The sequence below is a fragment of the Nitrincola alkalisediminis genome (genome assembly GCF_009821115.1).
Classification (GTDB): domain Bacteria; phylum Pseudomonadota; class Gammaproteobacteria; order Pseudomonadales; family Balneatricaceae; genus Nitrincola; species Nitrincola alkalisediminis.
Window position 1 is genome coordinate 81,795 of record NZ_VYTY01000001.1, and the last position, 23,174, is coordinate 104,968.

A 23,174-nucleotide genomic window follows, 5' to 3' on the forward strand; every position below is an offset into this window, starting at 1 on the left:
CCTGTTAGTCGTCTAGCCGACGTGAAGAAGCCATTAACGCAGCATAATGTAAGGCAGTAAATAAGCTGCCCGGGTCGGCTGTACCCTTTCCAGCAAGGTCTAGAGCTGTTCCGTGGTCAACCGATGTGCGAATAATGGGGAGTCCAAGTGTTATGTTAACGGCTTTACCGAAGCCTTTGTACTTAAGAACAGGTAAGCCCTGATCATGGTACATCGCCAACACGGCGTCCGCTTCTGCTAGATGATGATGTGTAAATAGCGTGTCTGCAGGCAGCGGACCAATCAGTTGAATACCTTTGGCACGAAAGGTGTCAAGGACTGGGGTGATTACGCGAATTTCTTCATCGCCTAAATGCCCGGATTCACCTGCATGTGGGTTGAGTCCACAGACAAGAACACGGGGATTTGGAAGTCCGAAATAGGTTTTTAAGTCCGAAACCAGTACATTAATAATGTCGGTCAGTAACTCCGGTGTAATGGCGTCCGCCACGTCCTTCAGTGGAAGGTGTGTGGTGGCAAGTGCAACCCTTAAGTCTTCGGTGGCTAGCATCATGACCACCTGAGAGGCACCTGTTAAGGCTTCCAAAAACTCTGTGTGTCCACTGAATGGAATACCCGCCTCATTGATCACGGCTTTGTGAACAGGCGCCGTAATCATGGCGTCAAATAGATGAGTTTGACAGCCTTGTGCTGCATGTCGGAGCGTTTGCAGAACATACTCAGCGTTGGCTGTGTTGAGCTGGCCTGGAGAGCAAGGAGCAGCTAACGCGATGGGGTCGCAGTATAGCACGCCCGCAGGTGTTGGTTGAGGAGATGATTCAGCATCAAACAGGCGAATAGCCAGCGGTAACTTGAGTTGCTGGGCACGAGCCTGCAGCATATCAGGATCACCGATCACAATGAGCTGATGGTCAGACCCTTGTTGTGCGATCATGATACACAGGTCTGGGCCTATACCAGCAGGCTCTCCAGCTGTGATTGCCAGTCGACAGACGCTCATCTTTACTTATCCCCGACTAGGTTGTTTGAGTTCAACATAGGCCTCAGAGCGCAGTTCACGTAACCAGTTGTCGAGTTCTTCATTGAATTTGCGTTGACGAATGGTGATGCGGGCAAAGTTCTCCATCATTTCAGCACTCATGTCTTGTGTGCGACGGTCTTTAACGTGCAATATGTGCCAGCCAAAGCGGGATTCAAAGGGATCTGATGTTTGACCGACAGGTGTCGTTTTCATGACGTGCTCAAACTCAGGTACCATTTGTCCATCCTGTGCCCACCCTAAATCACCGCCTTGTGAGCCGCTACCGGGATCATCACTGTATCGACGTGCTAAGTCTCCAAAAGGCTGTCCTTCGCGAATGCGATGACGTAAGTCATGGACCAGTATACGCGCTTGTTCGGGCGTGCGGATTTCATTGGGTGCGATCAAGATATGACTGACTTGTGTTTGTTCAACGAGCGTGACCTCTCCGCCGCGTTGGTCATTTACGCGCAAGATGTGAAAGCCACCTGAGGTGCGAATAGGGCGCGTAAATTGACCGGGTGATATGCCTGCCAAAGAGGCCGCCAGTGATTCAGGAAGCTCACTCTGTTTACGCCAACCCAACTCACCACCGCTTAATGCATTCGGGGCATTGGAAACAGATACGGCTAAATCAGCAAACTCTGCGCCTGCTAAGAGTTGGTTATAGACCGATTCGGCTTTCGCTTCGGCCGCTTGAATCATATCCGGCGTGGCTTGAGAGGGCAGGGCAATTAAAATATTGCTCAGCATAAACTCTGCTTGATCGTGTCCATCGGCCATTTCCGAATTGATAAAGTTGCGAACCTCTTGTTCTGAAACTTGGATTCGGCGGTTAACATTCGTTTGTTGAACCTGTGAGATGAGAATTTCACGACGAATTTGTTCGCGAACATTCGCAAAGTTCTCCCCTTCAGCCTCCAGTGCAGCACTGAACTCGGTTAAGGACATGTTGTTTTGAGCCGCGATGTTCTCTAATGCTTCATTCAACTGACGGTCCGATACTCGAATGCCCTGAATTTCAGCCAGTTGTAGCTGAATGCTGTCCAGTATTAGTCGTTCGGTCACTTGTTGGCGCAGTACCGATTGATCTGGGACTTGAACACCACGAGATTGTATTTGTTCTGTAAATAGGCGTTCGCGTTGGTTCAGCTCGCTTTCAAGAATGATATCCTCATTGACGATTGCGATGATGCGATCAAGGTGTTGTGCTTGAGCCTGAAAGCTAACAGTGCCTGCTAATAGGACTGTTGAAACAGCCTTGTAGAGGGTTTTCTTAGAAATTATCATGGTCTTTCTCTTTAAATCCGGTTATTTCTTCGATCAGGCCACGACCGCCATCACCGCCAAAGGAGCCCAGTCCACGTAGGACGAACTCAACGAACACGCCTCGGTCATAACTGGCCGTTGCGCCTCGAACGTTAGAGGATGCCAGCCACTCTCTTCCTGTTAAACGCATTTTCCAACAGCAGGTTCCATATTCGACACCCAGTAACGTATCGAGTTTCTTGCTGTTTTCAATATCATGCTGCCAACGTCCAACAACACCCCATTTAGGGTTAATCTGATGCCTGAATGCAACATCCGATTGACGAATAGGTTCATTCGCATTGTTTGAGTTGACGCGGTCACGGTAACTCAAATAGATCATGTTTTCATTATTGGGGATCCAAATTGCGCGATAATTATGTTCTTCGAATGAATAGTCATTTCGATCAATCTCTGAATCGTGGCTGAGGCGAAGGGTTGGAGTAACATTCCATTGCGCCATAAATGCCAGATTGGAGCTAGTCTCTTGCCCTGAGATATCGCCGGGTCTGAGATCCATGCTATCACGATCTTTTAGGTAATGAGATTGGGCAACGGCAACGCGCAGTTGTTCAACACCTTTGTCGTTGTAAATGGCAGAGGATGCACCTAGCGTCGCTTGTTGTGTGGCCGACACGCGATCATTACCGCTCCATCCGTATGGGTCGAAAAGGTTGTAGTAGCTGAAATCAAGTGCCGACGAGTCAAAGTAACGGAACTGCGCCGGTGATGGTTGCGACTTGTTTTTATCTACATGCAATAGCATCAGACGCGGCTCAAAGGATTGCGAGTAGGATGAGTTACGAAAGTGAATGTCGCGATCGAAGTAGAGCCCAGAATCTAGGCTGGCGATGCCTGCTGTCGTGGAGGTCGGCAGATCGAAATTGGGCGCTGTTTCAAAGTTAAATGAATACTGGCTGTGCCACAAACTTAGCTTTGGATGCACATAGCCCCATGGGCGGTAGTATTTGTAAGACAGTGATGGCCGTATGTGCACACGGTCTGCAGTTGTTTTTCTCAACGCATCTTCAGGAGCGCTAAAAATGGCTTGGTCAAAGAAATCACGACGATCCCGACGAAAACGGACGTATTCAGCCGTGTAATTAAAATCTAAGCGTTTATTTAAGGCTTCTTGGCCCGTTAAGAGCACCTGCGGAACACGTTTGTAAGGTGACGCTATGTTGTCATTGATCGTTTGGTAATCGTGAAAGCGCCCTAGCAGCTGCCATGTGTCGGCTTGGTATCGGATTTCTGCTTTTTGGTCTAAGTGTTCTTTGCGCTCAACTTCAAGGCTTGTGCCCAAGTCCGCAAAATAATCATTATCACTCACCCGGCTGAAATCAACGCTAGACGTAACCTCAGGTGTAATTTGCCCTTGATGCTTAACGCCAAGCAGCCAACGGTTTTCATTATTGGCTCGATCGTCATTTGCCAAAAATGCCGTGCTGAGTTCATTGTTGGACCAAGAGTTGAGATAGCGTAGTTCGTTCTCTAGCAGCAGTCCTCGATTCTCGATAAAACGCACAGTGAGCGTGTCATCCAGGTTGGGTGCTAGGTTGAAGTAATAGGGAACGCTGATGTCAGTGCCGTCACCTTTAGAGATTGACAAGCTGGGGTATAAAAAGCCTGACTGGCGTCGATCATCAATTGGAAAGCGAAACCATGGCATGTAAATCACAGGAATGCCAGCGACTTGTAAGGTCGCATGACGGGCAACGCCATATCCCTCTTCTGGGTATAGCTCAATACTGCCAGAGTGAATGGCCCAGTCATTGTTGCCGGGTTCACAGTAAGTGACCATGCCTTTTTCAAGCGTGATTCGGTCATTTAAATAATGCGTGATCTGCTCGGCTGAACCGCGAAGATGCTCTTGATGCATCACGTATTGAGATTGACTGAATCCAGAAACGCCCTGATCAAAATCGATGTCAGCACGTTCCGCAATCATCAGCAGTCCGGGTTGACGGAACTGGACTTTGCCTTGCAAGGACGCGGTGCGCTCGGCTTGGTTGAGTTCGCCATAATCACTATTGAACTCACGCCCACCTTGGCGAATGTTAACGCCGCCAGTCAAACGGGTGAATCCAGATTGGAGATCGGCGGACGAGCTACTAGCACCTGCGTAAATGGGCAGTTCGCTCAGTGGTCTATTTTCAGCGATAGCGGCCATTAACTCTTCAGGCTCAATATAGCGTCCTGAACATAAACGCGTTTCGCCATCGGTATACGGATACCAGTCTAAATGCGCGTAGGGTGCGTCGGATGCTAAAAAATCGGGCAGCGTGCTCACGCCCGCTTCCGTGTTCATTGGGCGCTCTCTGGGTGTAGCACTGTTGAGGCTAGCATCAGGTGGGCTGGTTGCTTGCTCTGCAGTTGTTGTTTGCAAAGGCGCTGGTGTTTCTGGTCTTTGCGGTGCTTGTCGAACCTGTGGTACTTGTGACGCAGTGTTTAAAGGCTTTGAGTCAGACGGAGCTTTGTCTGGCTTTACTTCAGACACAGATAAGCGCCTCTCAGTTGTTGGCTGCGATATTGAGCGAGCCGTTGACTGAGCGTTACTTGTTGTATTGGCTGCAGGCGCAACGCCTGAAGCACACTCCCACTCACCTTTAGCGTTAGCTTTACAGTCCCAACTTGCATGGCTCGTTTGGGCCATGGCATAGGAGGATAATACCGCAGCGACAGCTACGGAGAGTCGAAAAGTCGATGATTTAGTAAAGGGCATCAGGTCGCCATCCAGTTGCGGATCGGGCAGGCCATTTCGTGCCGCCCCCGAGTCTAGTACTATTAAAGACTGAATAATAAAGCATTCGTCCTATCAAGTGCTAGAGGAGCAGGCATGGGAGATCGTCAACAACGGCTGAATTCTTGGGTAATCCAGACGGCCACCGAGTTAAATTTAGACATTCATCCGAATATGAGCTTAGTGCCTGTGTCAGGAGATGCCAGTTTTAGACGCTATTATCGTCTATTGGGTCGGCAACAAAACTGGATTGTGATGGATGCTCCGCCAAATTTAGAGGACAGCCGGCCTTTTGTTGAAATTGCAGAAAAATGGCATGAATCTGGCATTAAAGTACCCGAAATTTTAGCGAAAAGCCTTGAATTGGGTTTTTTGTTACTCGAAGATTTCGGCGATACTCTGCTGTATTCCGGGTTGGTGGATGGAAAAGAGAATGAACTCTATGCGAAGGCCGCACGAACGCTGGCCAGTATCCAAGCGATGCCAGGGGATAACTTACCCCTGTATGATGCGGCAAAGCTTCAGACAGAAATGGGTTTGTTTGACGAGTGGTTTTTATCACGTTGGTTAGGTCTAGACATCTCGGATGATGTGCATGCAACCTTAGCAGAGGTTAAAGCGCATTTAGTGGCGTCAGCCTTGGCACAGCCACAGGTGATTGTGCATCGGGATTATCATTCCCGAAACCTGATGATTTTACCCTGCGGTAATATTGGCGTGATAGATTTTCAAGATGCGGTGAAAGGTGCAATTACCTATGACCTTGTGTCTTTGTTTCGGGATAGCTATATCAGCTGGCCAGATGAACAGGTCTATGAGTGGTTGGAGACCTATCGACAGGTTTATTTGCCTGATCATCTCAGCATGGATGCTCAGGCGTGGCGGCAGTGCTTTGACTGGATGGGCATGCAGCGTCAGTTGAAAGTGTGTGGTATTTTTGCGCGGTTATCACTTCGAGATGGTAAGGACGGTTATTTAGGTGATATTCCGCTCACGTTGAGTAATTTGTATCGAACTGCGCGACGGTATCCTGAGTTCTCGAACTTTGCAGATGAGTTGGCAAAGGTCGTGATACCTGCGTTATCGTCTCACCCTCGTTTTCAAGGGCAGTCTTTAGACCACTGGTGGCAAACCCTATGAAGGCAATGATTTTAGCAGCGGGTTTGGGTACGCGAATGCGTCCGCTCACCTTAACGATACCCAAGCCCTTAGTGCCTTTGTTGGGTAAGCCATTAATTGAGTACCCCTTACGCCAGTTAAAGGCTGTCGGTATTCGGCATATAATGGTGAATCATGCTTGGCTTGGGCAGCAGATTGTCGATCATTTGACGCAAATGGATACTGACGGCGTTCAGATCAGTTTTTCCAAAGAGGATGAACCGCTGGAAACCGGAGGGGGTATTTTTAAAGTATTGCCTTGGTTGACGCAGGAAGGGGAGCCCTTTTTTCTGGTCATGAATGCTGATGTGTACAGTGATGTAGATTTGTCTGTTTTGCTTAAGGTCCCGTTAGATGAAAAAGACTTAGGGTGCTTGGTGATGATTGAAAACCCGGATTGGCATCCAACGGGAGACTTTCGTTTAGGTGATACGGGGTATTTAAGTGAGTCAGATGGGCAGCCTCTGACGTTTTCGGGCATTAGTATTTTAAGTCCAAAACTGTTTGCTGGCTGTGAAGCAGGAGCGTTTGCGCTCGCACCCTTGTTGCGTCGAGCAATTTCTCAAGGGCGTCTGAAGGGGGTTTTCCATCAAGGCATTTGGTCGGATGTGGGGACGCCTGAGCGTTTGGCGGCATTAGAAGCGCAATTAATACATGAGAATCGAGAATGAGTGCTGAACACTGGGGAAGGCAAACAGGAGAGAGTTTCATTAAGCACAAAACGGGCTTAGTGATTGGGGGGCTAATTGGACTTGTTACAGGTGGTTTTTTTGGCTTGGTGTTTGGTGGCGCTGTCGGTTATTTCGTAGAGCGTCTGCTCAAGAAAGTAAAATCCATCGCACCCCAGCAATTGTTCTTTCGAGCAACTTTTGCCGTGATGGGAAAAATCGCTAAAGCGGATGGACGTGTTACGGAGTCTGAAATTGAGTTTGCGCGAGTGGTGATGGCGCGTATGCAATTGAACGAGCAAGCCAAGCGAAGAGCCATTGACTACTTTAATGAAGGCAAACAACCCGACTTTGACATGGCCAAGGTCTTGAAACCCTTGGCGTTGATTTTGCGCGGGCGCTTGTCTGTTAAGCTCATGTTTTTGGAAATGCAATTGCAAACCGCCATGGCTGACGGTGATATGTCGTCGGCTGAGCTAAAAGTCATAGAGGAAATCTGCCATCTGTTGCAGTTTACGTCGCTTGAAATGCAAGCCGTGGTGCAGCGTATTCGTGCTGCTCAGAACTTTGCGAAGCACAGTCACGAATGGCAACAACAGCCGGGCTTTAATGATGAACAGCTACTTGAGGATGCGTATGGCGTGCTAGGTGTGCCCGCGTCTGCAACCGATGCTGAGATTAAAAAAGCATGGCGTAAATTGATGAGCCAGCATCATCCCGACAAGCTTGTGGCTAAAGGATTGCCGGAAGAAATGCTTGAGTTAGCAAAAGAAAAAACCCAAGAAATCCAAAGCGCATATGATCGAGTGAAGGCTGCGCGTGGCATGCGTTAAGCCGAGGTATTTCTAACGCCTTCCCGGAGGGAGTTGCTCTCGGGGAGGCTCTTGCATCGCTCGTTTGGCTTCAATACTTGCATCCGCTTGGGTGATGAAGGTTTTAATAGCGCCACGTACTTGTCGGTTCAGCCAAGGCATGTCTAGTTTCCATCCTGCATACTCGCCTTTCATCGGTTGGCTGTGATAGCGCACGAGATCCGAGCGCTTGGCTTGGTTGGCGCGAATGCGTATATCCGGTAAACGCTGCAATCGAGCAGGATAGATATCAATCACGGCTTTTTCGGTTAAGGCACTCATGCCCTCAATCAGTGCTGACCATTGATTAGGGTGATGGGGTTGGGGATCGATCATAATTAAATGCGCCATGTCCGGTTGTTGACGCAAAAAATCGGTTGCCCAGCCTGCGCTTCTACCCAATGCAATCACAACCAGTGTCTCAATGTTTTCTCGGTCAATTTCGATTTTAGCGGCACGGATTCTTTCAGTGATTTGATTGACGTAACGGGACTCCGCATCGGTATCGACAATGAGGTGCTGCCGAGCTGGGAGGTCTAGTGCCAGAGTGAACCAGCCAAACTCCGCCATATAGGTTCTAAGAGAGTGGGTTTGCTCAAGCCAGCTTGGCCCTGCCTCAGGATCGGCTAGCAGCATTAAAGCGCCTTCGGGAGTGCTTTGGTTCGCATGTTGAATTAAGACCCGAAAACGGTCTTCGCTGACGTCTAATATTCGTAACTCAGAATCGGCTGGCAACTCAATTAACAGACGCTCTTCAGGTGTTAGGGAAGGGACACCTAGGCCCGGTTCATCTAAGCCTTGTGCAATGCTTCCAAAGCTGAAAACGAGTAGGAGGCTGTAGAGCCCCAAGCGCAAGCTGAACGAGGTTTGAATCATGGTATTCCTGTCATCGATTGCAGAATAACGGCTGTTCTGCATTGGCTAATTGGGTACAATAGCGCAAAATTCAATTCTTGACGACTCGGATGACTATGGCTGATTACTTGATTGCTCCGTCTATTCTTTCTGCTGACTTTGCGCGTTTGGGGGACGATGTTGAACGCGTATTGGCGGCAGGTGCGGATGTGGTTCACTTTGATGTAATGGATAACCATTATGTGCCCAACCTAACGATTGGCCCTATGGTGTGCAAAGCGCTTCGTAACTATGGCATAAAAGCTCCGATTGACGTGCATTTAATGGTTAAACCCGTCGACCGTATGATTGGTGATTTTATTGATGCGGGGGCGAGCTGGATTACCTTCCACCCAGAAGCATCAGAGCACATAGACCGATCTCTGCAAATGATTCGTGACGGCGGTTGTAAGTCTGGATTGGTGTTTAATCCTGCAACGCCGCTGCACTACCTCGATTATGTGATGGATAAAGTCGATGTTATATTGCTGATGTCGGTGAACCCTGGCTTTGGTGGCCAAACGTTCATTCCTTCTACACTTGATAAGCTGAAAGAAGCGAAAGCGCGTATCGATGCCAGTGGTTTTGATATTCGCTTAGAGGTTGATGGCGGTGTTGGGTTAAAAAACATTGGTGAGGTAGCCAAAGCAGGGGCCGACACTTTTGTGGCTGGGTCTGCAATTTTTAATACACCGGATTACCAAAAAACGATTAATGAAATGCGATCTATTTTGGCGTCGATCAAATGAGGCAAGAACAGTATCGGCTGTCCGATCATTTTGAGAGTGGTTTGCCAAGATTAGTGATGTTCGACTTGGATGGAACCTTGGTCGACAGTTTGCCTGATTTGGCACATGCCATTGATCAAATGCTGCCTGCATTAGGGCGTCCCCCTGCAGGGATCGAGCAGGTTGGACGCTGGGTTGGAAAAGGTGCGCACCACTTGGTTCAAGAGGCGCTTGGGTTGTCGAGCGCGTCACAGGATCCAGAGTTATTCTCAGTGGCCTATGAGCTATTTTTAGCTGCCTATAGTCAAGCCAATGGTCGTCAAGCTCGACTCTTTCCAGATGTGCAAGCATTCATAGAGTATCTAGAGCAACAGGGGGTGATGTTGGCATTGGTGACCAATAAGCCTGAAGCCTTTACCCTGCCATTGCTCGACGCAATGAATCTTAAATCGCACTTTTCGTTAATCGTATCGGGCGATACCCTGCCCTTGAAAAAACCGCATCCAGATCAATTGCTGCATGTGATTCAGCATTTTGGCGTTGATTTGGCGCAGAGCTTAATGGTGGGTGATTCCAGTAATGACGTCTTGGCTGCAAGGGCGGCAGGTTGCCCAGTTGTGTGTGTCTCCTATGGGTACAACCATGGCGAATCCATTTACGACGCGCATGCAGATGCTGTGGTTGATTCGATGATGGCCTTAGTTTAAAACGTTCAATCAAACTGGATTAAAGTTTGATCTATGTCAATTTTAGGTCGATCTAATTAAGTTTGTTTGATTGTAAAGCCGGAGCTCTTTGCTAAACTGTCCCTGAGTATAAACCCTGATAAGGGTATCCAAGGGGGCAGTATGAAAAGAAAAATGAGTGGGCTGTGCATTGCCATTGGTTTAGCGATGGTATCGTCTTCAGCCGTTATTGCAGATGAACTCAGAGTAAGAGCGAATGCGCTTTTTTCTGCAGTTCCCACCGAGGCGCCTGAAATTGAAGGCAATGTACTAACGCCCGAAAAAGTAGAATTGGGCAAAATGTTGTTCTTCGAACCACGCCTATCTTCCAGTCACTTAATTAGCTGCAACACCTGTCACAACGTGGGCATGGGCGGTCACGACTATCTACCTGTATCGATTGGTCATGGCTGGCAAAAAGGGCCACGTAATGCGCCAACTGTCTTTAATGCTGTATTCAACGCAGCCCAGTTTTGGGACGGTCGTGCCGCTGACTTAGCTGAGCAGGCAAAGGGGCCTGTGCAGGCGGGTGTTGAAATGAGCAGTACGCCAGCGCGTGTTGTGGCAACCTTAAACAGTATGCCTGAGTACATTGAGCGTTTTAAAGCGTCTTTCCCAGGTGAGGCTGATCCGGTTACGTTTGATAATATGGCGGTGGCCATCGAAGCGTTTGAGGCAACGTTGATTACGCCTAATGCGCGTTTCGATCAGTATCTGGGGGGCGCAGATGATGCGTTGACCAGTGACGAGAAAGAAGGATTGGCCCTGTTCATGGATAAAGGCTGTGCAGCCTGTCATGCAGGGGTTAACTTTGGTGGTCAGCAATACTTCCCATTTGGGCTTGTGACACGTCCAGGAGCGGATATTCTTCCTCCAGGGGACAGAGGTCGTGTAGAGGTCACCAATACTGCATCGGATGAATACGTGTTCCGTGCTGCACCTTTGCGCAACATTGAGTTAACTGCGCCGTATTTCCATTCTGGGGCTGTTTGGGACTTGGAAGAAGCGGTTGCGGTTATGGGAACGTCTCAGCTAGGGACCGAACTGAACGATGAGCAGGTGCAGAAAATCACTGCGTTCTTGCGGACACTAACAGGCGATATTCCTGAGGTGGTGTACCCGATTTTGCCAGTGAGCACGGCAACCACTCCAAAACCTGTGGATATGGTCGATTACTAATGCCTATCCTGTAAAAAAATACCGGAGCTTGCTCCGGTATTTTTTTGGTTGTGACACAAGCGTGTTGACCCGAGCACAAAACGACATTGGAGATGTCGATTGGCTCAGGTCAACAGGTGGCTAGGTCAGCGCATCCAGCTTTTGCTTCATTAACCCTTGAACTTGTCCAGGGTTCGCTTTTCCTTGAGACAGTTTCATGACTTGTCCCATGAAGAAGCCGAGCATTTTGCCACGCTTGTCGGGTTCTGCAGCGATGTATTGCTCAACCTGCGCTGTGCAGCTGGCAATTACTTGGTCAACAATGGCCTCAATCGCAGCGCTATCCGTCACCTGTTTTAGGCCTTTGGCTTCAATGATTTCATCGGCACTGCCGCCATCATTCCACATCACTTCAAAAACTGTTTTAGCGATTTTACCTGTTAGGGTTTCATCTTGAATGCGCAAGAGAAGACCGCTCAACTGCTCGGTGCTGACAGGGCATGCGGTGATATCAATATCGTGTTGATTCAGGTGTTTAGCTAGCTCTCCCGTGATCCAGTTAGCGGATAGTTTTGCGTCCTGAGTGTGCTTGGCAACGGACTCAAAGTAATCGGCTTGAGGACGATAGGTCGACAAAACCCCTGCATCATATTCCGAGAGTTGGTATTCATCGATAAAACGCTGTTTGCGTGCGTCAGGCAACTCTGGCAGGCTTTTCTGAATGTCGGCAATATAGCTGTCGTCAATGATGACAGGCAGCAGGTCAGGGCAAGGGAAGTAGCGGTAATCGTTGGCTTCTTCTTTGGAGCGCATACTGCGCGTTTCATTTTTGTCGGGATCGTACAGGCGCGTTTCTTGGATAACGCGCCCGCCATCTTCGATCAAGTCAATTTGACGCGCGACTTCTGTTTCAATGGCGCGCTCAATAAAGCGGAATGAGTTAATGTTCTTCAGTTCGGTGCGAGTACCGAGAGTAGGCGACCCTTTGGGACGGACGGATACGTTGCAGTCGCAACGCATTGAGCCTTCGGCCATGTTGCCATCGCAGATGCCCAGTGTTGTGATGATTGCATGAATTTTGCGCGCATAGGCTGAGGCTTCTTTTGCACTGCGCATGTCAGGTTCGGAGACAATTTCAATCAGCGGTGTGCCCGCACGATTTAAATCAATACCGCTCATGCCGTGAAAATCTTCATGCAGTGATTTTCCCGCATCCTCTTCAAGGTGAGCGTGATGGATACGCACTCGGCGTGTTTCACCGTCGTCTAAGGTAATATCAATATAGCCTGCACCGACGATGGGTTCGGCTAGTTGAGTGGTCTGATAGCCTTTGGGTAAATCAGGGTAAAAATAGTTTTTACGGTCAAAGACGGAACGCTTTCCAATCTCAGCATTCACGGCCAGGCCGAACATAACCGCCATGCGTAACGCATTTTCGTTAACGACCGGTAAGGTGCCAGGCAGAGCCAAATCGATGGCGCAGGCCTGAGTGTTGGGCTCTGCACCGAAAGCGGTGCTGGCACCGGAAAAAATCTTAGTGCGAGTTGAGAGTTGAGCGTGAATCTCTAACCCAATTACGGTTTCCCATTCCATGTGTTACTTACCTCTTAAAGACCGGCAGGAGATTGTTGGTGCCAGTCAGTCGCCAGTTGGAACTGATGCGCAATATTGAGAAGCTTGGCTTCTGAAAAATACGACCCAATGATTTGCAGCCCAACCGGAAGCCCTTGTGATTGGCCACAGGGGATGGACATGCCCGGAAGGCCTGCAAGGTTTAAAGATAGGGTGTAAATATCTTCCATGTACATGGCAACCGGGTCGCTGTTTTTTTCACCGAGCTTAAAGGCAGGCTGTGGGGTGGTGGGAGCCATGATGACATCCACATCCTTGAGCACTGTTAAAAAGTCTTGTTGAATCATGCGTCGAATTTGTTGCGCTTTACGATAGTAAGCATCGTAAAAGCCTTCTGAAAGTGCATAAGTGCCCACCATGATTCGACGTTTAACTTCACTACCAAAGCCTTCTCCGCGGCTGCGCTTGTAAAGGTCTTCAAGATCAACCGGAGATTCACAGCGATAGCCGTAACGAACACCATCAAAGCGGGAAAGGTTCGATGAAGCTTCAGCTGGTGCCAGAATGTAATAGGCAGGAATGCACAGCTCTGTATTCGGTAAGCTGACTTCTTTGACCTGTGCTCCCATGCGCTCGAACTCTTGAATGGCTGCTTGGACTTGTTGCGCGATGCCAGGATCAAGACCCTCTGCAAAATACTCTTTAGGCAGGCCGATTTTCAGTCCGGCGAGGCTGTCGTTTAAGTGAGCGCGATAATCCGGTACAGGTTGGTCGGCAGAGGTTGAGTCCAATGGGTCAAGACCCGCCATCACCTGAAGCATGAGTGCCGCATCTTCAGCGGAGCGCGTCATCGGGCCTGCTTGATCAAAGGAAGATGCATAGGCGACCATGCCGTAACGAGAGATACGACCATAGGTGGGTTTCAGCCCTGTGATGCCACATAGAGCGGCCGGTTGGCGAATTGAGCCGCCGGTATCAGATCCTGTGCAGGCAGGCACTAAACGCGCTGCAACGGCCGCCGCTGAGCCACCGGAGGAGCCGCCGGGTACGCGGTCTGTGTCCCACGGGTTGCGAACAGGGCCGTAATAGCTGGACTCGTTAGAGGAGCCCATGGCGAACTCATCCATATTGGTCTTGCCCAACGTGACAGCGCCCGCTTGATTTAAGCGCTCAACCAAGGTCGCATTATACGGAGAGATAAAGTTGTCGAGCATTTTCGAACCACAGCTGGTTTTCAGTCCGGCCGTACAGAAAAGATCCTTATGCGCAATGGGTAGTCCAGATAGCAAGCCCACTTGGCCTTTTTTACGCAATTCATCGGCCAGCTTAGCTTGCTCGAGTGCAGAGTCAGCTGCGAGGGTAATAAATGAATTGTATTGGCTATCGAGTGCCTGAATACGATCTAAATAGGCTTGAGTCAGCTCTACACTGCTGAAATCACCCTGTGCTAAGCGGGTTGCTAGCTCGGTGAGTGTTAAATTAAACATGTTGCATGATTCCTGTCAGAGCAAAGATGATTATTCAATGACGCGCGGTACTAAAAATAAGCCATCTTCGATGGCGGGTGCATTCTGTTGAAGGCGCTCACGTTGATTGGATTCAGATACTTCATCTTTACGTAGGCGCTGAACGGCGTCAAGCGGGTGTGCCAATGGCAGTACGCCGTCGGTGTCAGTGGCTTGCATTTGGTCAATTAAACTCAAAATGCTGCTGATACTTGTGGCATATTCAGGAACTTCTTGCTCAGAAATATCGAGACGCGCAAGGTGGGCAATGCGTTCTATATCAGATTTGTCCAAGGACATAGGGCCATTTCTCACTGTTAACTTGAAAAAAACATCATTGTTGCATAACTTAACACATTTGTTCCTTGCTCAAAATCCCTGCCATTGTTAGAGTTACATGCTTTCAGGAATATCTGCCAAACTGGCAAATCTCAGGGTATCCACTTTCATGTTCAAAAAAATCAGAGGACTCTTCTCAAGCGATTTGTCTATCGATCTCGGCACAGCGAACACGCTGATTTATGTACGGGACCGGGATATAGTGCTTAATGAACCCTCGGTGGTTGCGATTCGCACCATCGGTAACCAAAAATCCGTCGCCGCTGTTGGTACAGAGGCAAAAAGAATGCTGGGTCGTACACCCGGCAACATTACAGCAATCCGGCCGATGAAGGACGGAGTGATTGCTGATTTTCATGTCACCGAAAAAATGTTGCAGTATTTTATCAGTAAGGTGCATGACAATAGTTTTATGACGCCAAGTCCACGTGTTTTAGTGTGTGTACCGTGTAAGTCAACCCAAGTGGAGCGTCGCGCGATTCGTGAGTCTGCGATTGGAGCAGGTGCACGCGAAGTGTATTTGATCGAAGAGCCAATGGCCGCTGCCATTGGTGCAGGTTTACCTGTTGATGAAGCAACTGGCTCGATGGTTGTTGATATTGGCGGTGGTACAACCGAAATTGCGGTTATTTCGTTGAATGGTATTGTGTATGCCGAATCGGTTCGCATCGGAGGTGATCGTTTCGATGAGTCCATTGTTACCTATGTCCGCCGCAACTACGGTAGTCTGATCGGTGATGCAACGGCTGAACGCATTAAGCAGGAAGTCGGTGTTGCGTATCCTTCCAATGAAGTGCTCGAAATTGATGTGCGCGGGCGTAATTTGGCGGAAGGCATTCCAAGAAGCTTTACGTTGAACTCGAACGAAATTCTTGAAGCCTTGCAAGAGCCACTGTCTGCGATAGTACAGGCTGTTAAAAGTGCACTTGAAGGCTGTCCGCCTGAATTGGCTTCAGACATTGCAGAGCACGGCATTGTCTTAACAGGTGGTGGCGCATTGCTGCGCAACATTGATCGTCTTATTAGCGAGGAAACGGGCTTGCCGGTTATCCTGGCTGAAGATCCATTGACCTGTGTTGCCAGAGGGGGCGGTCGCGCCTTGGAAATGTTAGACAAGCGCTCGTTCGAGATATTGACGCACGAGTAACGCATGGTTAACGGGCGTTTGATGGTAATGGTGATTGTGAGTAATCGCTTGTGATGCAGCAGGAGGTTACTCATTAACCCTATATTTCGTGGCAAGAACCCACTTGCTCTTTTCATTTTTTTGTTGGTGCTTGCGCTAGGCATCATTGTAGCTGATTTAAACAGTTCAAAAATGAAAGAAGGCCGGGTGTATTTGTCGCTCCTGATTACGCCTCTTCAGTGGTTGGTTGACCTGCCATCGCGTGGTGCTGACCGTCTGTCCGATTTGTTTGTTGATCGGGCGACATTGATTCGAGACAATGAACATCTTCGTTCTGAAGCGCTTGAGCTTCATCGTAAATCTCAATTAATGGCGGCTCTTTTAGAGGAAAATCGTCAGCTACGCGATCTCTTAAATGCCACCGAGCGGCTTGAAGCCGATGTGATGGCGGCTGAGTTGATTGGCGTCAATCCCGACCCATTTCTGCATGAAATTATTTTGAACCGAGGTTTTGAAGACGGTTTGTATATTGGACAGCCCGTCATAGATGCAGGTGGAATCATGGGGCAAGTCTTGTCCTTGGCACATTACACCAGTCGAGTCATGTTGATCACGGATGCACGCACCGCTGTGCCTGTTGAGGTCGTTCGCAACGGTTTCAGAAGTATAGCCTTAGGTAAGGGGGCATTAGGTGAGCTCGAACTCAGTCATGTGCCCGATACGGCCGATATTCAGGAGGGCGACATGCTGGTGACGTCCGGTTTGGGTGGTCGTTTCCCGCGCGGCTATCCTGTTGCCGTCGTGAGTGAAGTCATACGCGATCCTGGACGTCCCTTTACGCTTGTTAAAGCCACCCCAGCAGCACGCTTGGATCGAAGTCGACAATTGCTGCTCGTGGATTATCGGAATTCAGGACCTGAAAATCGTATTACGCGAGAACGTCAAACTCCAGTTGAGTCCGTGACCACTGAAGAGCCTGTGGAGTCCGTCGATGAGTGAACAGTCTCAAGGAGGCTCGCTGATCATCTTTGCAACTTTTTTAGTGGGATTAGTGCTTAGCCAAATTCCATTGCCGGGCATCATGATATGGGCAAGACCTGAATGGGTGGCCTTGGTTTTAATTTACTGGGTGATGGTGTTACCGCACAGGGTAGGGTTGGGGAGCGCATTCATGATGGGTGTTCTGCTTGATCTTATTCGAGGCAGTGTGATGGGGCTAAATGCTTTGTCATTGTTGATCATTACCTATTTGGTCTTGCTTTTGTACAAGCGTATTCGTATGTTTCCTTTATGGCAGCAATCGATGATGATCATGGTGTTAGTGGGTATTAATCAATTGTTGTTTTTCTGGATGCAGGGCATTACCGGAACTTCTGCAACAGGGCTGATTTTTTTATTGCCATCATTGATCAGCGCCATTCTCTGGCCATGGGTTTATGTCATTTTACACGGTGTACGACGCACCTTCAGAATAGAGTAACCTTTATGACGACAGCAACTGTGATCTTAGCCTCAGCTTCTCCTAGACGAACACAGTTACTTGCTCAGTTAGGGGTACCTCACGAAGTCATCAGTGCAGATATTTGTGAAGACCCTGAGTCTGATGAGCACCCCTTGCTGTATACGCAACGTCTTGCAATGACCAAAGCGGAGCAGGTGTTTAATGCGGTTTCTGGTCGATTGCCCGTATTAGGGGCCGACACCACAGTGACCTTGAATGGGACTATACTGGGTAAACCCGCTAATGAAGAAGACGCTGTGCAAATGCTGCTTGCCTTGTCAGGACAAACACACGAGGTGATCACGTCAATTGCATTGGTGCACCCCGAAGGGCGTGAAGTGTGTTCCGTTGTGACCGAGGTTGAGTTTGCTGAATTAAGTTATGACACTTGCCAAGCCTATTGGCGAACAGGAGAGCCAGCTGATAAGGCGGGAGCTTATGGTATACAAGGGCTTGGTGGTGTGTTTGTACGCCAACTCAGAGGCAGTTATTCTGCTGTTGTTGGATTGCCCTTATTCGAAACGGCTGCTTTGCTAAAACGTTATCATCTCCATACATGGCAGACAGCACTCTGATGGAGGCCTTAAATGGCTGAAGAAATACTCATCAACTTTACGCCCATGGAAACACGTGTGGCGGTCATTGAAAATGGCATGCCACAAGAAATTTATGTGGAGCGTGCCAGTCGTCGTGGAATTGTTGGCAATATTTACAAAGGCAAAGTAGTGCGTGTCTTACCAGGAATGCAGGCAGCTTTTGTGGATATTGGGCTTGAGCGAGCGGCGTTTATCCCTGTAGATGAGGTGATTGATGCTGCTAGTGGAACCCCGGGAGTTCGCCACAATATTTCAATTGCCGATGTTATAAAAGAAGGGGACACTCTGTTAGTTCAGGTGACCAAAGATCCAATCGGTACGAAGGGTGCGCGTTTAACCACACATTTATCCATCCCTTCGCGTTATTTGGTGTTGATGCCTGGTAATCCTCATATCGGCATATCACAGCGTATCGATGACGCTGAGGAACGTGAGCGTTTGCGCCAAATAATGGAGGACCTATCCAGTGTTGAAAACCCCGATTATAAAGGCGGGGACAGTGGCTTTATTCTGCGCACGGTTGCGGAAGGGGTCAGTGAAACCGAGTTGCGTTCGGATTTAAATTTTTTGCTGAGGCTCTGGTCGCGTCTGAATGAGAAAATAGCAAAGCTGCCGGCTCCGTCCGTTGTCTATGAAGATTTACCATTGCATATGCGTGCATTGCGCGATATGGCTCATAGCGGTGTTGAGCGTATACGCATTGATTCGCGGGAAACCTATCAGCGATCCGTTGAGTTCGCACAATCGCTTGTACCTGAAATTGTCGAAAAGCTCGAATACTACCCAGGTGAACGTCCACTCTTTGACATGTTTAGTGTAGAGGAAGAGATGGAGCGTGCCCTAGGGCGGCGAATTGAGTTGAAGTCGGGGGGGTATTTGATTTTCGATCAAACAGAAGCGATGACGACAGTTGATATTAATACGGGTGCATTTGTTGGTCATCGTAATTTAGAAGAAACCATTTTTAAAACGAACTTAGAAGCGGCAACCGCGATAGGTCGTCAGTTACGCCTGCGCAATTTAGGTGGAATCATTATTATTGATTTCATTGATATGACCGATGTTGATCATCAACGTCAAGTGCAACGGACCTTAGACCGTGTGCTCGAAAAAGACCATGCCAAGTGTAAAGTAACCGGAGTTTCTGAATTGGGTTTGGTTGAGATGACTCGCAAGCGAACTCGCGAAAGTTTAGAGCAGGTTTTATGTGAACCCTGTCCTATGTGCCAAGGTCGTGGAACGGTCAAGACCCCTGAAACAGTCAGTTATGAAATATTTAGGGAGATTCTACGTCAGCATCGGGCGTACGATACCGACAGCTATTTGGTGCTTGCGGCAACGTCTGTGGTTCATTATTTGATGGATGAGGCATCGGATCATGTTGCCGAACTTGAATCCTTTATCGGTAAAACGATTCGTTTTCAGGTGGAGCCTTTGTACGGCCCAGAGCTCTTTGACGTTGTTTTACGCTAACACATGCGCATGAAAAACCTTGTTCGCATCAGTGCTCGTATCCTGTTATGGCTGATTTTCACACTGTGTTTATTGACCTTGTTGGCGCGTTTGGCGTTAACCCTGGTAGCGAACAACGAAGCACTTGTTTTGACACATGCGTCACCTTATCTAAGGGGAGAAGTTCACAGCGGTGATCTTGAGGTATCGGTTTGGCGTCGCCATCCCCAGCTATCCTTATCTCAGTTGGACTGGATGGCCACAGATGAAACTGCCCACTTACAACGTTTAAACGTTGATTCGATTTCCGCCGAAATCGATCTTTTAAGCAGTTTGTGGCACCGAAGCCTTGTATTTAAAACGCTTGTCTTGCAGGGGGCCTCGGTTGATTTCACGATTACAGATCGTGACTCGGACGATGTCAGTCATGACGAAGCAACGTCTGCTTCTACACCTCGATTCTTAGCGGGCTTGATTCATTCCTCACTGGCAATTGAAAACCTAGCATTGAATGTGAAGCATGAGAATGAACAGCGTCAGATTGATGTGTTGCATTTGAGTGCGGGGCCTAGTGAAAAGGGCTTGGCGATGCAGGGGCGTTTGCGTTTGCCTCGCTTGATTTCAGATGACTCCATCGTTGAGTTTGGCGTACATCTTCCGAATGTGGGTGAACTAGCAACACTGGCAAGTGAGTTTCAACTCTATGTCAATGTTGAGGATTTAGAGCTTGAGCGTGTTGGATTTTTATTGCCAGCACTGGATATCAAGGATTTGCCAGCAAGGCTCTCAACACAGGTATGGCTGTCAATTGAGTCGGGGCAGTTGATTGATGCTCAAGGGTCTTTAAGTGTCTCGGATTGGCAACCGCATTTTTTGGCCGAGCCATTGCAGGCCACCGCCTATTTTCAAGGCACTGTTGCCGAGAATGAAGCACGTATTCAGCTGATGTCAGCTGATCTCCAGCTTCCTGATGCTGCTTTACGTTTAGAGCAGCTCAATATGAATTTTGCCCTGGATTCGGATGCAAATTGGGCATTGCGTCTTCTACAATTCGATGCATTAGACTTGGGAGAGCTTAATAAGCTGATCTCATTTGCGCGTGAGCTGCCAGAGGACGTAGGTCCTTTGCTAAGCGATCTATCTCCGGCTGGGCAGTTACGCCAATTACAACTTTATTTCGCTGATCTCGCGGACTGGAAGAGCTTTATATTTAGCGCTGAGCTTGATCAGGTTTCTGTGTCGGCATGGGATGAAGCGCCAGAAGCACGTGGGGTGGTTGGGCGTTTGGAAGCATCTTGGCAAGTAGGGCGAGTTGTTCTAGAGAGCGGCGAGTTCTATTTGAACTTTCCACAACTGTTTGATCAGGGCTGGTCTTACACCCATGCGTCGGGTGAGATCGATTGGTCCTGGAACGATGACGCGATGAAAATCGGTAGCAATGTGTTGGCGCTTAAGAACGATCAGGTGGATGCTAAGGGGCGGTTTAGTTTGTACCGTCCTTTTGACAAGGCGGAGCAGGTAGAGCTGAGCTTGATGATCGGTATGGCTAACTCACAGGCTCTTCAGGCTGAGTTTTACACGCCACCTGTTATTGGTGATGAGTTGCATGCGTGGTTAATGGGGGCGATTAAAGGGGGGGCTGTTAATCGTGCTGGCTTAGTGATTCATGCAGGACTGAGATCCGAGGCGCCCTCTTTGCCGTTGAGTGTTCAGTTGTTTTTTGATGTTGATGATGCTCGTTTTGCCTTTTTGCCTGAGTGGCCAGCCATCGAAGACGCAAAGTTCTTTTTGCATCTGCGTGATACTGAGCTGCGTGTCGATATCGCACAGGGGCGGTTAATGGACACCAAGGTCAACAATGCTTGGGTTTACATGCCTCCTGACGCGCAGCGCTTGTACGTGGGTGCACCACTTGAAGGGGATTTATCTGATATCACTCAGTTACTAAAGGGGCCTTTAGGGCTTGCGCACGAAGTAGCTGACTGGCATTTTTCAGGCCAAGCGAGCACTGCATTGCAGTTGGTGGTTCCTCTAAATGATCAAGACTCAGTTAAGGTGGATTTCAAAGGGACTTTACATTCGGCAGCCGTGGCTTCAGACGCGCTTGATTTGTTGTTAGAAAAAATCACAGGCGAACTTTCTTACTCCACCGACACAGGATTTAGCGCGCCAAGGTTAAGTGGTCAGTTTTGGGGACAGCCTTTTCAAGCCTCGGTCGAAACCAACACTAATAAAACATTGATCGATCTTGCAAGTCGGGTGGAGATGCCGCAGCTTACTCGTTGGATGGCGATGGATACACTTAATGATAGTCTGTCGGGGCAAACGGACTATCGGGCCTCCGTTGTCTTGTGCGGTGATACAGATTGCCCAAAGGTATCCTTCGAATCCAATCTTGAAGGGGTTTCTATCCAAGGACCTAAGGGACTGCATAAATCAGCCGCCGATGTGCGTCCTTTGCGTGTCGAAATACAGCCTGAAAACACGCAGTTCCGTGTGGATTATCATGATCAGTTTGCGGCAGTCTACAATTACGGCACTTCACCTCGTGGAATGCTTCGAATTGGCAGTGGAGAGGTTAACCTACCCGAATTGCCGGGGTTGGAAATTGAAGGGCGACTTTCCTACCTGGATGCAGACATTCTAGATGAGTGGTCGAGTTGGATAGCGTTTCACATACCTAAAGTGTCACATGTGTCGAGTAGAGAAGAGGGTGTATCCAGCTTTCCAGTGACTCGTCTTTCCATTCGTGTTGCCGAGGCAGTGATGGCAGGGCAGACGTTTAGTAATATCCAAGTGGCGATGCGTCGTTTACTAACAGAACCTTCGCTGCATTTTCAGTTAAGCAGTGATCAAGCGACGGGGGTGCTAACTCAGGATAATGCCAATCAACCTTGGAGTTTATCCTTGAATGAGCTTGCTTTGACGTTTAAACCACAGCGCAAAACAGAGGCTAGCCTAGGGAGCGTCGAACCGCTTTTAACCCAGTCACTCTTGCAGCGTATGCCGATTTTAAACGTGGATATTGAGCGACTTGAGCTCAATGAAAAAAATATTGGGCATTGGCGCTTTGAGTTGATGCCAGCATCGGATCATCTAAAAGTGCATCAGATTGATGCCAGTTTAATGCAAATGAGTTTAACTGGGCAGTTAGACTGGTTTGTGGACCCAGCTCAAAATAGTCGTTTGCAGCTAAGGCTTATGGGGTCAGAGTTGCAAAATATTCTGAAGTCTTGGAGTGATGAGTCGGCCATTGAGGCAAAGAGTATTGATGCCATAGCGGATTTCACGTGGTTGGGAGGAGCAGAAGCATTCAAACTGTCTGCTCTAGACGGCCGTTTTGCCTTCTCGGCAGAACAGGGGCGTATTGTGGAGTCGGGTATGGGGGCTAACTTCCTAAGAGTGTTTGGCATACTCAATTTGAATACACTGTCTAGACGCTTGAAACTTGATTTTAGTGACCTGCTTAAAAAAGGATTGGTGTTTGATACGATGGCCGCCGCCTATTCTCTGAAGCAGGGACTTGCCAGTACAATGGACCCTCTAAAGCTGACGGGGCCGTCAGCGACCATGACGATTAGCGGTTCGTTAAACTTTCACAACGATCAATTTGATAAGATGATCGAAGTAAACATCCCCTTGGGCAGTAATCTGACACTAGGGGCTGTGCTGTTAGGCGCACCTCAAGTGGCTGGCGCCATTTTTTTGGTTGATCGAATCATGGGAGATCAGATCGAAAAAATGACTCGGATACGTTACCGTCTAACGGGAACCTTAGATGATCCCGTTATTCAGCTTGTGGGGCAGGCATCTTCAACATCTGATGAATAGG

At 48.7% G+C, this 23,174-nt stretch carries 19 protein-coding genes; 12 read left to right on the forward strand and 7 right to left on the reverse strand.

Annotation, left to right across the window (positions count from 1 at the left end; all coding sequences use genetic code 11):
- Window positions 1–4: 4 nt before the first annotated feature.
- From pdxA to F5971_RS00395, 3 genes are read right to left on the reverse strand one after another with little or no spacing between them, the layout of a single operon-like run.
- Window positions 5–1,000, reverse strand: a complete 996-nt coding sequence (gene pdxA / locus F5971_RS00385) for a 4-hydroxythreonine-4-phosphate dehydrogenase PdxA (protein WP_193493404.1) — start codon at window positions 998–1,000, stop codon at window positions 5–7.
- Between the two features lie 6 nt (window positions 1,001–1,006).
- Window positions 1,007–2,311 (reverse strand): peptidylprolyl isomerase, encoded by a 1,305-nt coding sequence (locus tag F5971_RS00390; RefSeq protein WP_036506290.1) that lies wholly within the window; start codon window positions 2,309–2,311, stop codon window positions 1,007–1,009.
- Window positions 2,298–5,051: an LPS-assembly protein LptD gene (locus F5971_RS00395; RefSeq protein WP_193493415.1), complete on the reverse strand. Its 2,754-nt coding sequence runs from the start codon at window positions 5,049–5,051 to the stop codon at window positions 2,298–2,300. Before F5971_RS00395 ends, F5971_RS00390 begins: the two co-directional genes overlap by 14 nt.
- Before the next feature lie 114 nt (window positions 5,052–5,165).
- Between F5971_RS00395 and F5971_RS00400 the strand changes: the two genes are divergently transcribed.
- The 3 genes from F5971_RS00400 to djlA are packed head-to-tail and all read left to right on the forward strand — an operon-like array spanning window position 5,166 to window position 7,728.
- Window positions 5,166–6,209 (forward strand): aminoglycoside phosphotransferase family protein, encoded by a 1,044-nt coding sequence (locus F5971_RS00400; protein ID WP_036506299.1) that lies wholly within the window; start codon window positions 5,166–5,168, stop codon window positions 6,207–6,209.
- Complete coding sequence (murU, locus tag F5971_RS00405; protein WP_193493417.1) at window positions 6,206–6,898, forward strand: N-acetylmuramate alpha-1-phosphate uridylyltransferase MurU; 693 nt, start codon at window positions 6,206–6,208, stop codon at window positions 6,896–6,898. Before F5971_RS00400 ends, murU begins: the two co-directional genes overlap by 4 nt.
- Window positions 6,895–7,728 carry a co-chaperone DjlA gene (djlA, locus tag F5971_RS00410; protein ID WP_036506304.1) on the forward strand — a complete coding sequence of 278 codons (834 nt, stop codon included), beginning with the start codon at window positions 6,895–6,897 and terminating at the stop codon, window positions 7,726–7,728. The genes murU and djlA overlap by 4 nt, the downstream gene beginning before the upstream one ends.
- Window positions 7,729–7,740: 12 nt before the next feature.
- Here djlA and F5971_RS00415 read toward each other — a convergent pair whose 3' ends face one another.
- Window positions 7,741–8,622 (reverse strand): DUF3530 family protein, encoded by an 882-nt coding sequence (locus tag F5971_RS00415; RefSeq protein WP_036506307.1) that lies wholly within the window; start codon window positions 8,620–8,622, stop codon window positions 7,741–7,743.
- 95 nt (window positions 8,623–8,717) lie between these two features.
- Between F5971_RS00415 and rpe the strand changes: the two genes are divergently transcribed.
- The 3 genes from rpe to F5971_RS00430 all read left to right on the forward strand — a co-directional run bounded on the left by rpe (window position 8,718) and on the right by F5971_RS00430 (window position 11,272).
- Window positions 8,718–9,389, forward strand: a complete 672-nt coding sequence (gene rpe / locus F5971_RS00420) for a ribulose-phosphate 3-epimerase (RefSeq protein ID WP_036506310.1) — start codon at window positions 8,718–8,720, stop codon at window positions 9,387–9,389.
- Complete coding sequence (locus F5971_RS00425) at window positions 9,386–10,075, forward strand: phosphoglycolate phosphatase (RefSeq protein WP_051513782.1); 690 nt, start codon at window positions 9,386–9,388, stop codon at window positions 10,073–10,075. The genes rpe and F5971_RS00425 overlap by 4 nt, the downstream gene beginning before the upstream one ends.
- Window positions 10,076–10,216: 141 nt before the next feature.
- Entirely contained in the window at window positions 10,217–11,272 is a 1,056-nt protein-coding gene (locus F5971_RS00430; protein WP_036506313.1) for a cytochrome-c peroxidase, read from the forward strand.
- 120 nt (window positions 11,273–11,392) lie between these two features.
- Here the strand turns inward: F5971_RS00430 and gatB are convergent, their stop codons facing one another.
- From gatB to gatC, 3 genes are read right to left on the reverse strand one after another with little or no spacing between them, the layout of a single operon-like run.
- On the reverse strand, window positions 11,393–12,844 hold the full coding sequence (gatB, locus tag F5971_RS00435) for an Asp-tRNA(Asn)/Glu-tRNA(Gln) amidotransferase subunit GatB (protein ID WP_193493419.1): 1,452 nt from the start codon (window positions 12,842–12,844) through the stop codon (window positions 11,393–11,395).
- A gap of 14 nt (window positions 12,845–12,858) precedes the next feature.
- Window positions 12,859–14,310, reverse strand: coding sequence for an Asp-tRNA(Asn)/Glu-tRNA(Gln) amidotransferase subunit GatA (gene gatA, locus F5971_RS00440; protein WP_193493421.1), 1,452 nt, complete (start codon window positions 14,308–14,310; stop codon window positions 12,859–12,861).
- Between the two features lie 30 nt (window positions 14,311–14,340).
- Window positions 14,341–14,628, reverse strand: a complete 288-nt coding sequence (gene gatC, locus F5971_RS00445) for an Asp-tRNA(Asn)/Glu-tRNA(Gln) amidotransferase subunit GatC (RefSeq protein ID WP_193493423.1) — start codon at window positions 14,626–14,628, stop codon at window positions 14,341–14,343.
- A 148-nt stretch (window positions 14,629–14,776) separates the two neighbouring features.
- Here gatC and F5971_RS00450 point away from each other — a divergent pair, with 148 nt between their 5' ends.
- From F5971_RS00450 to F5971_RS00475, 6 genes are all read left to right on the forward strand, one after another.
- Window positions 14,777–15,814, forward strand: a complete 1,038-nt coding sequence (locus tag F5971_RS00450; protein ID WP_036506322.1) for a rod shape-determining protein — start codon at window positions 14,777–14,779, stop codon at window positions 15,812–15,814.
- Between the two features lie 120 nt (window positions 15,815–15,934).
- On the forward strand, window positions 15,935–16,792 hold the full coding sequence (gene mreC, locus F5971_RS00455; RefSeq protein WP_272944805.1) for a rod shape-determining protein MreC: 858 nt from the start codon (window positions 15,935–15,937) through the stop codon (window positions 16,790–16,792).
- Window positions 16,785–17,273 carry a rod shape-determining protein MreD gene (mreD, locus tag F5971_RS00460; protein ID WP_036506327.1) on the forward strand — a complete coding sequence of 163 codons (489 nt, stop codon included), beginning with the start codon at window positions 16,785–16,787 and terminating at the stop codon, window positions 17,271–17,273. The genes mreC and mreD overlap by 8 nt, the downstream gene beginning before the upstream one ends.
- A gap of 5 nt (window positions 17,274–17,278) precedes the next feature.
- Entirely contained in the window at window positions 17,279–17,869 is a 591-nt protein-coding gene (locus F5971_RS00465) for a Maf family protein (protein WP_193493425.1), read from the forward strand.
- 12 nt (window positions 17,870–17,881) lie between these two features.
- The gene (gene rng, locus F5971_RS00470; protein WP_036506333.1) at window positions 17,882–19,363 is read left to right on the forward strand and encodes a ribonuclease G; all 1,482 of its coding nucleotides are present in this window, start codon (window positions 17,882–17,884) and stop codon (window positions 19,361–19,363) included.
- A 9-nt stretch (window positions 19,364–19,372) separates the two neighbouring features.
- On the forward strand, window positions 19,373–23,173 hold the full coding sequence (locus F5971_RS00475; RefSeq protein ID WP_193493427.1) for a YhdP family protein: 3,801 nt from the start codon (window positions 19,373–19,375) through the stop codon (window positions 23,171–23,173).
- Window position 23,174 lies beyond the last annotated feature (1 nt).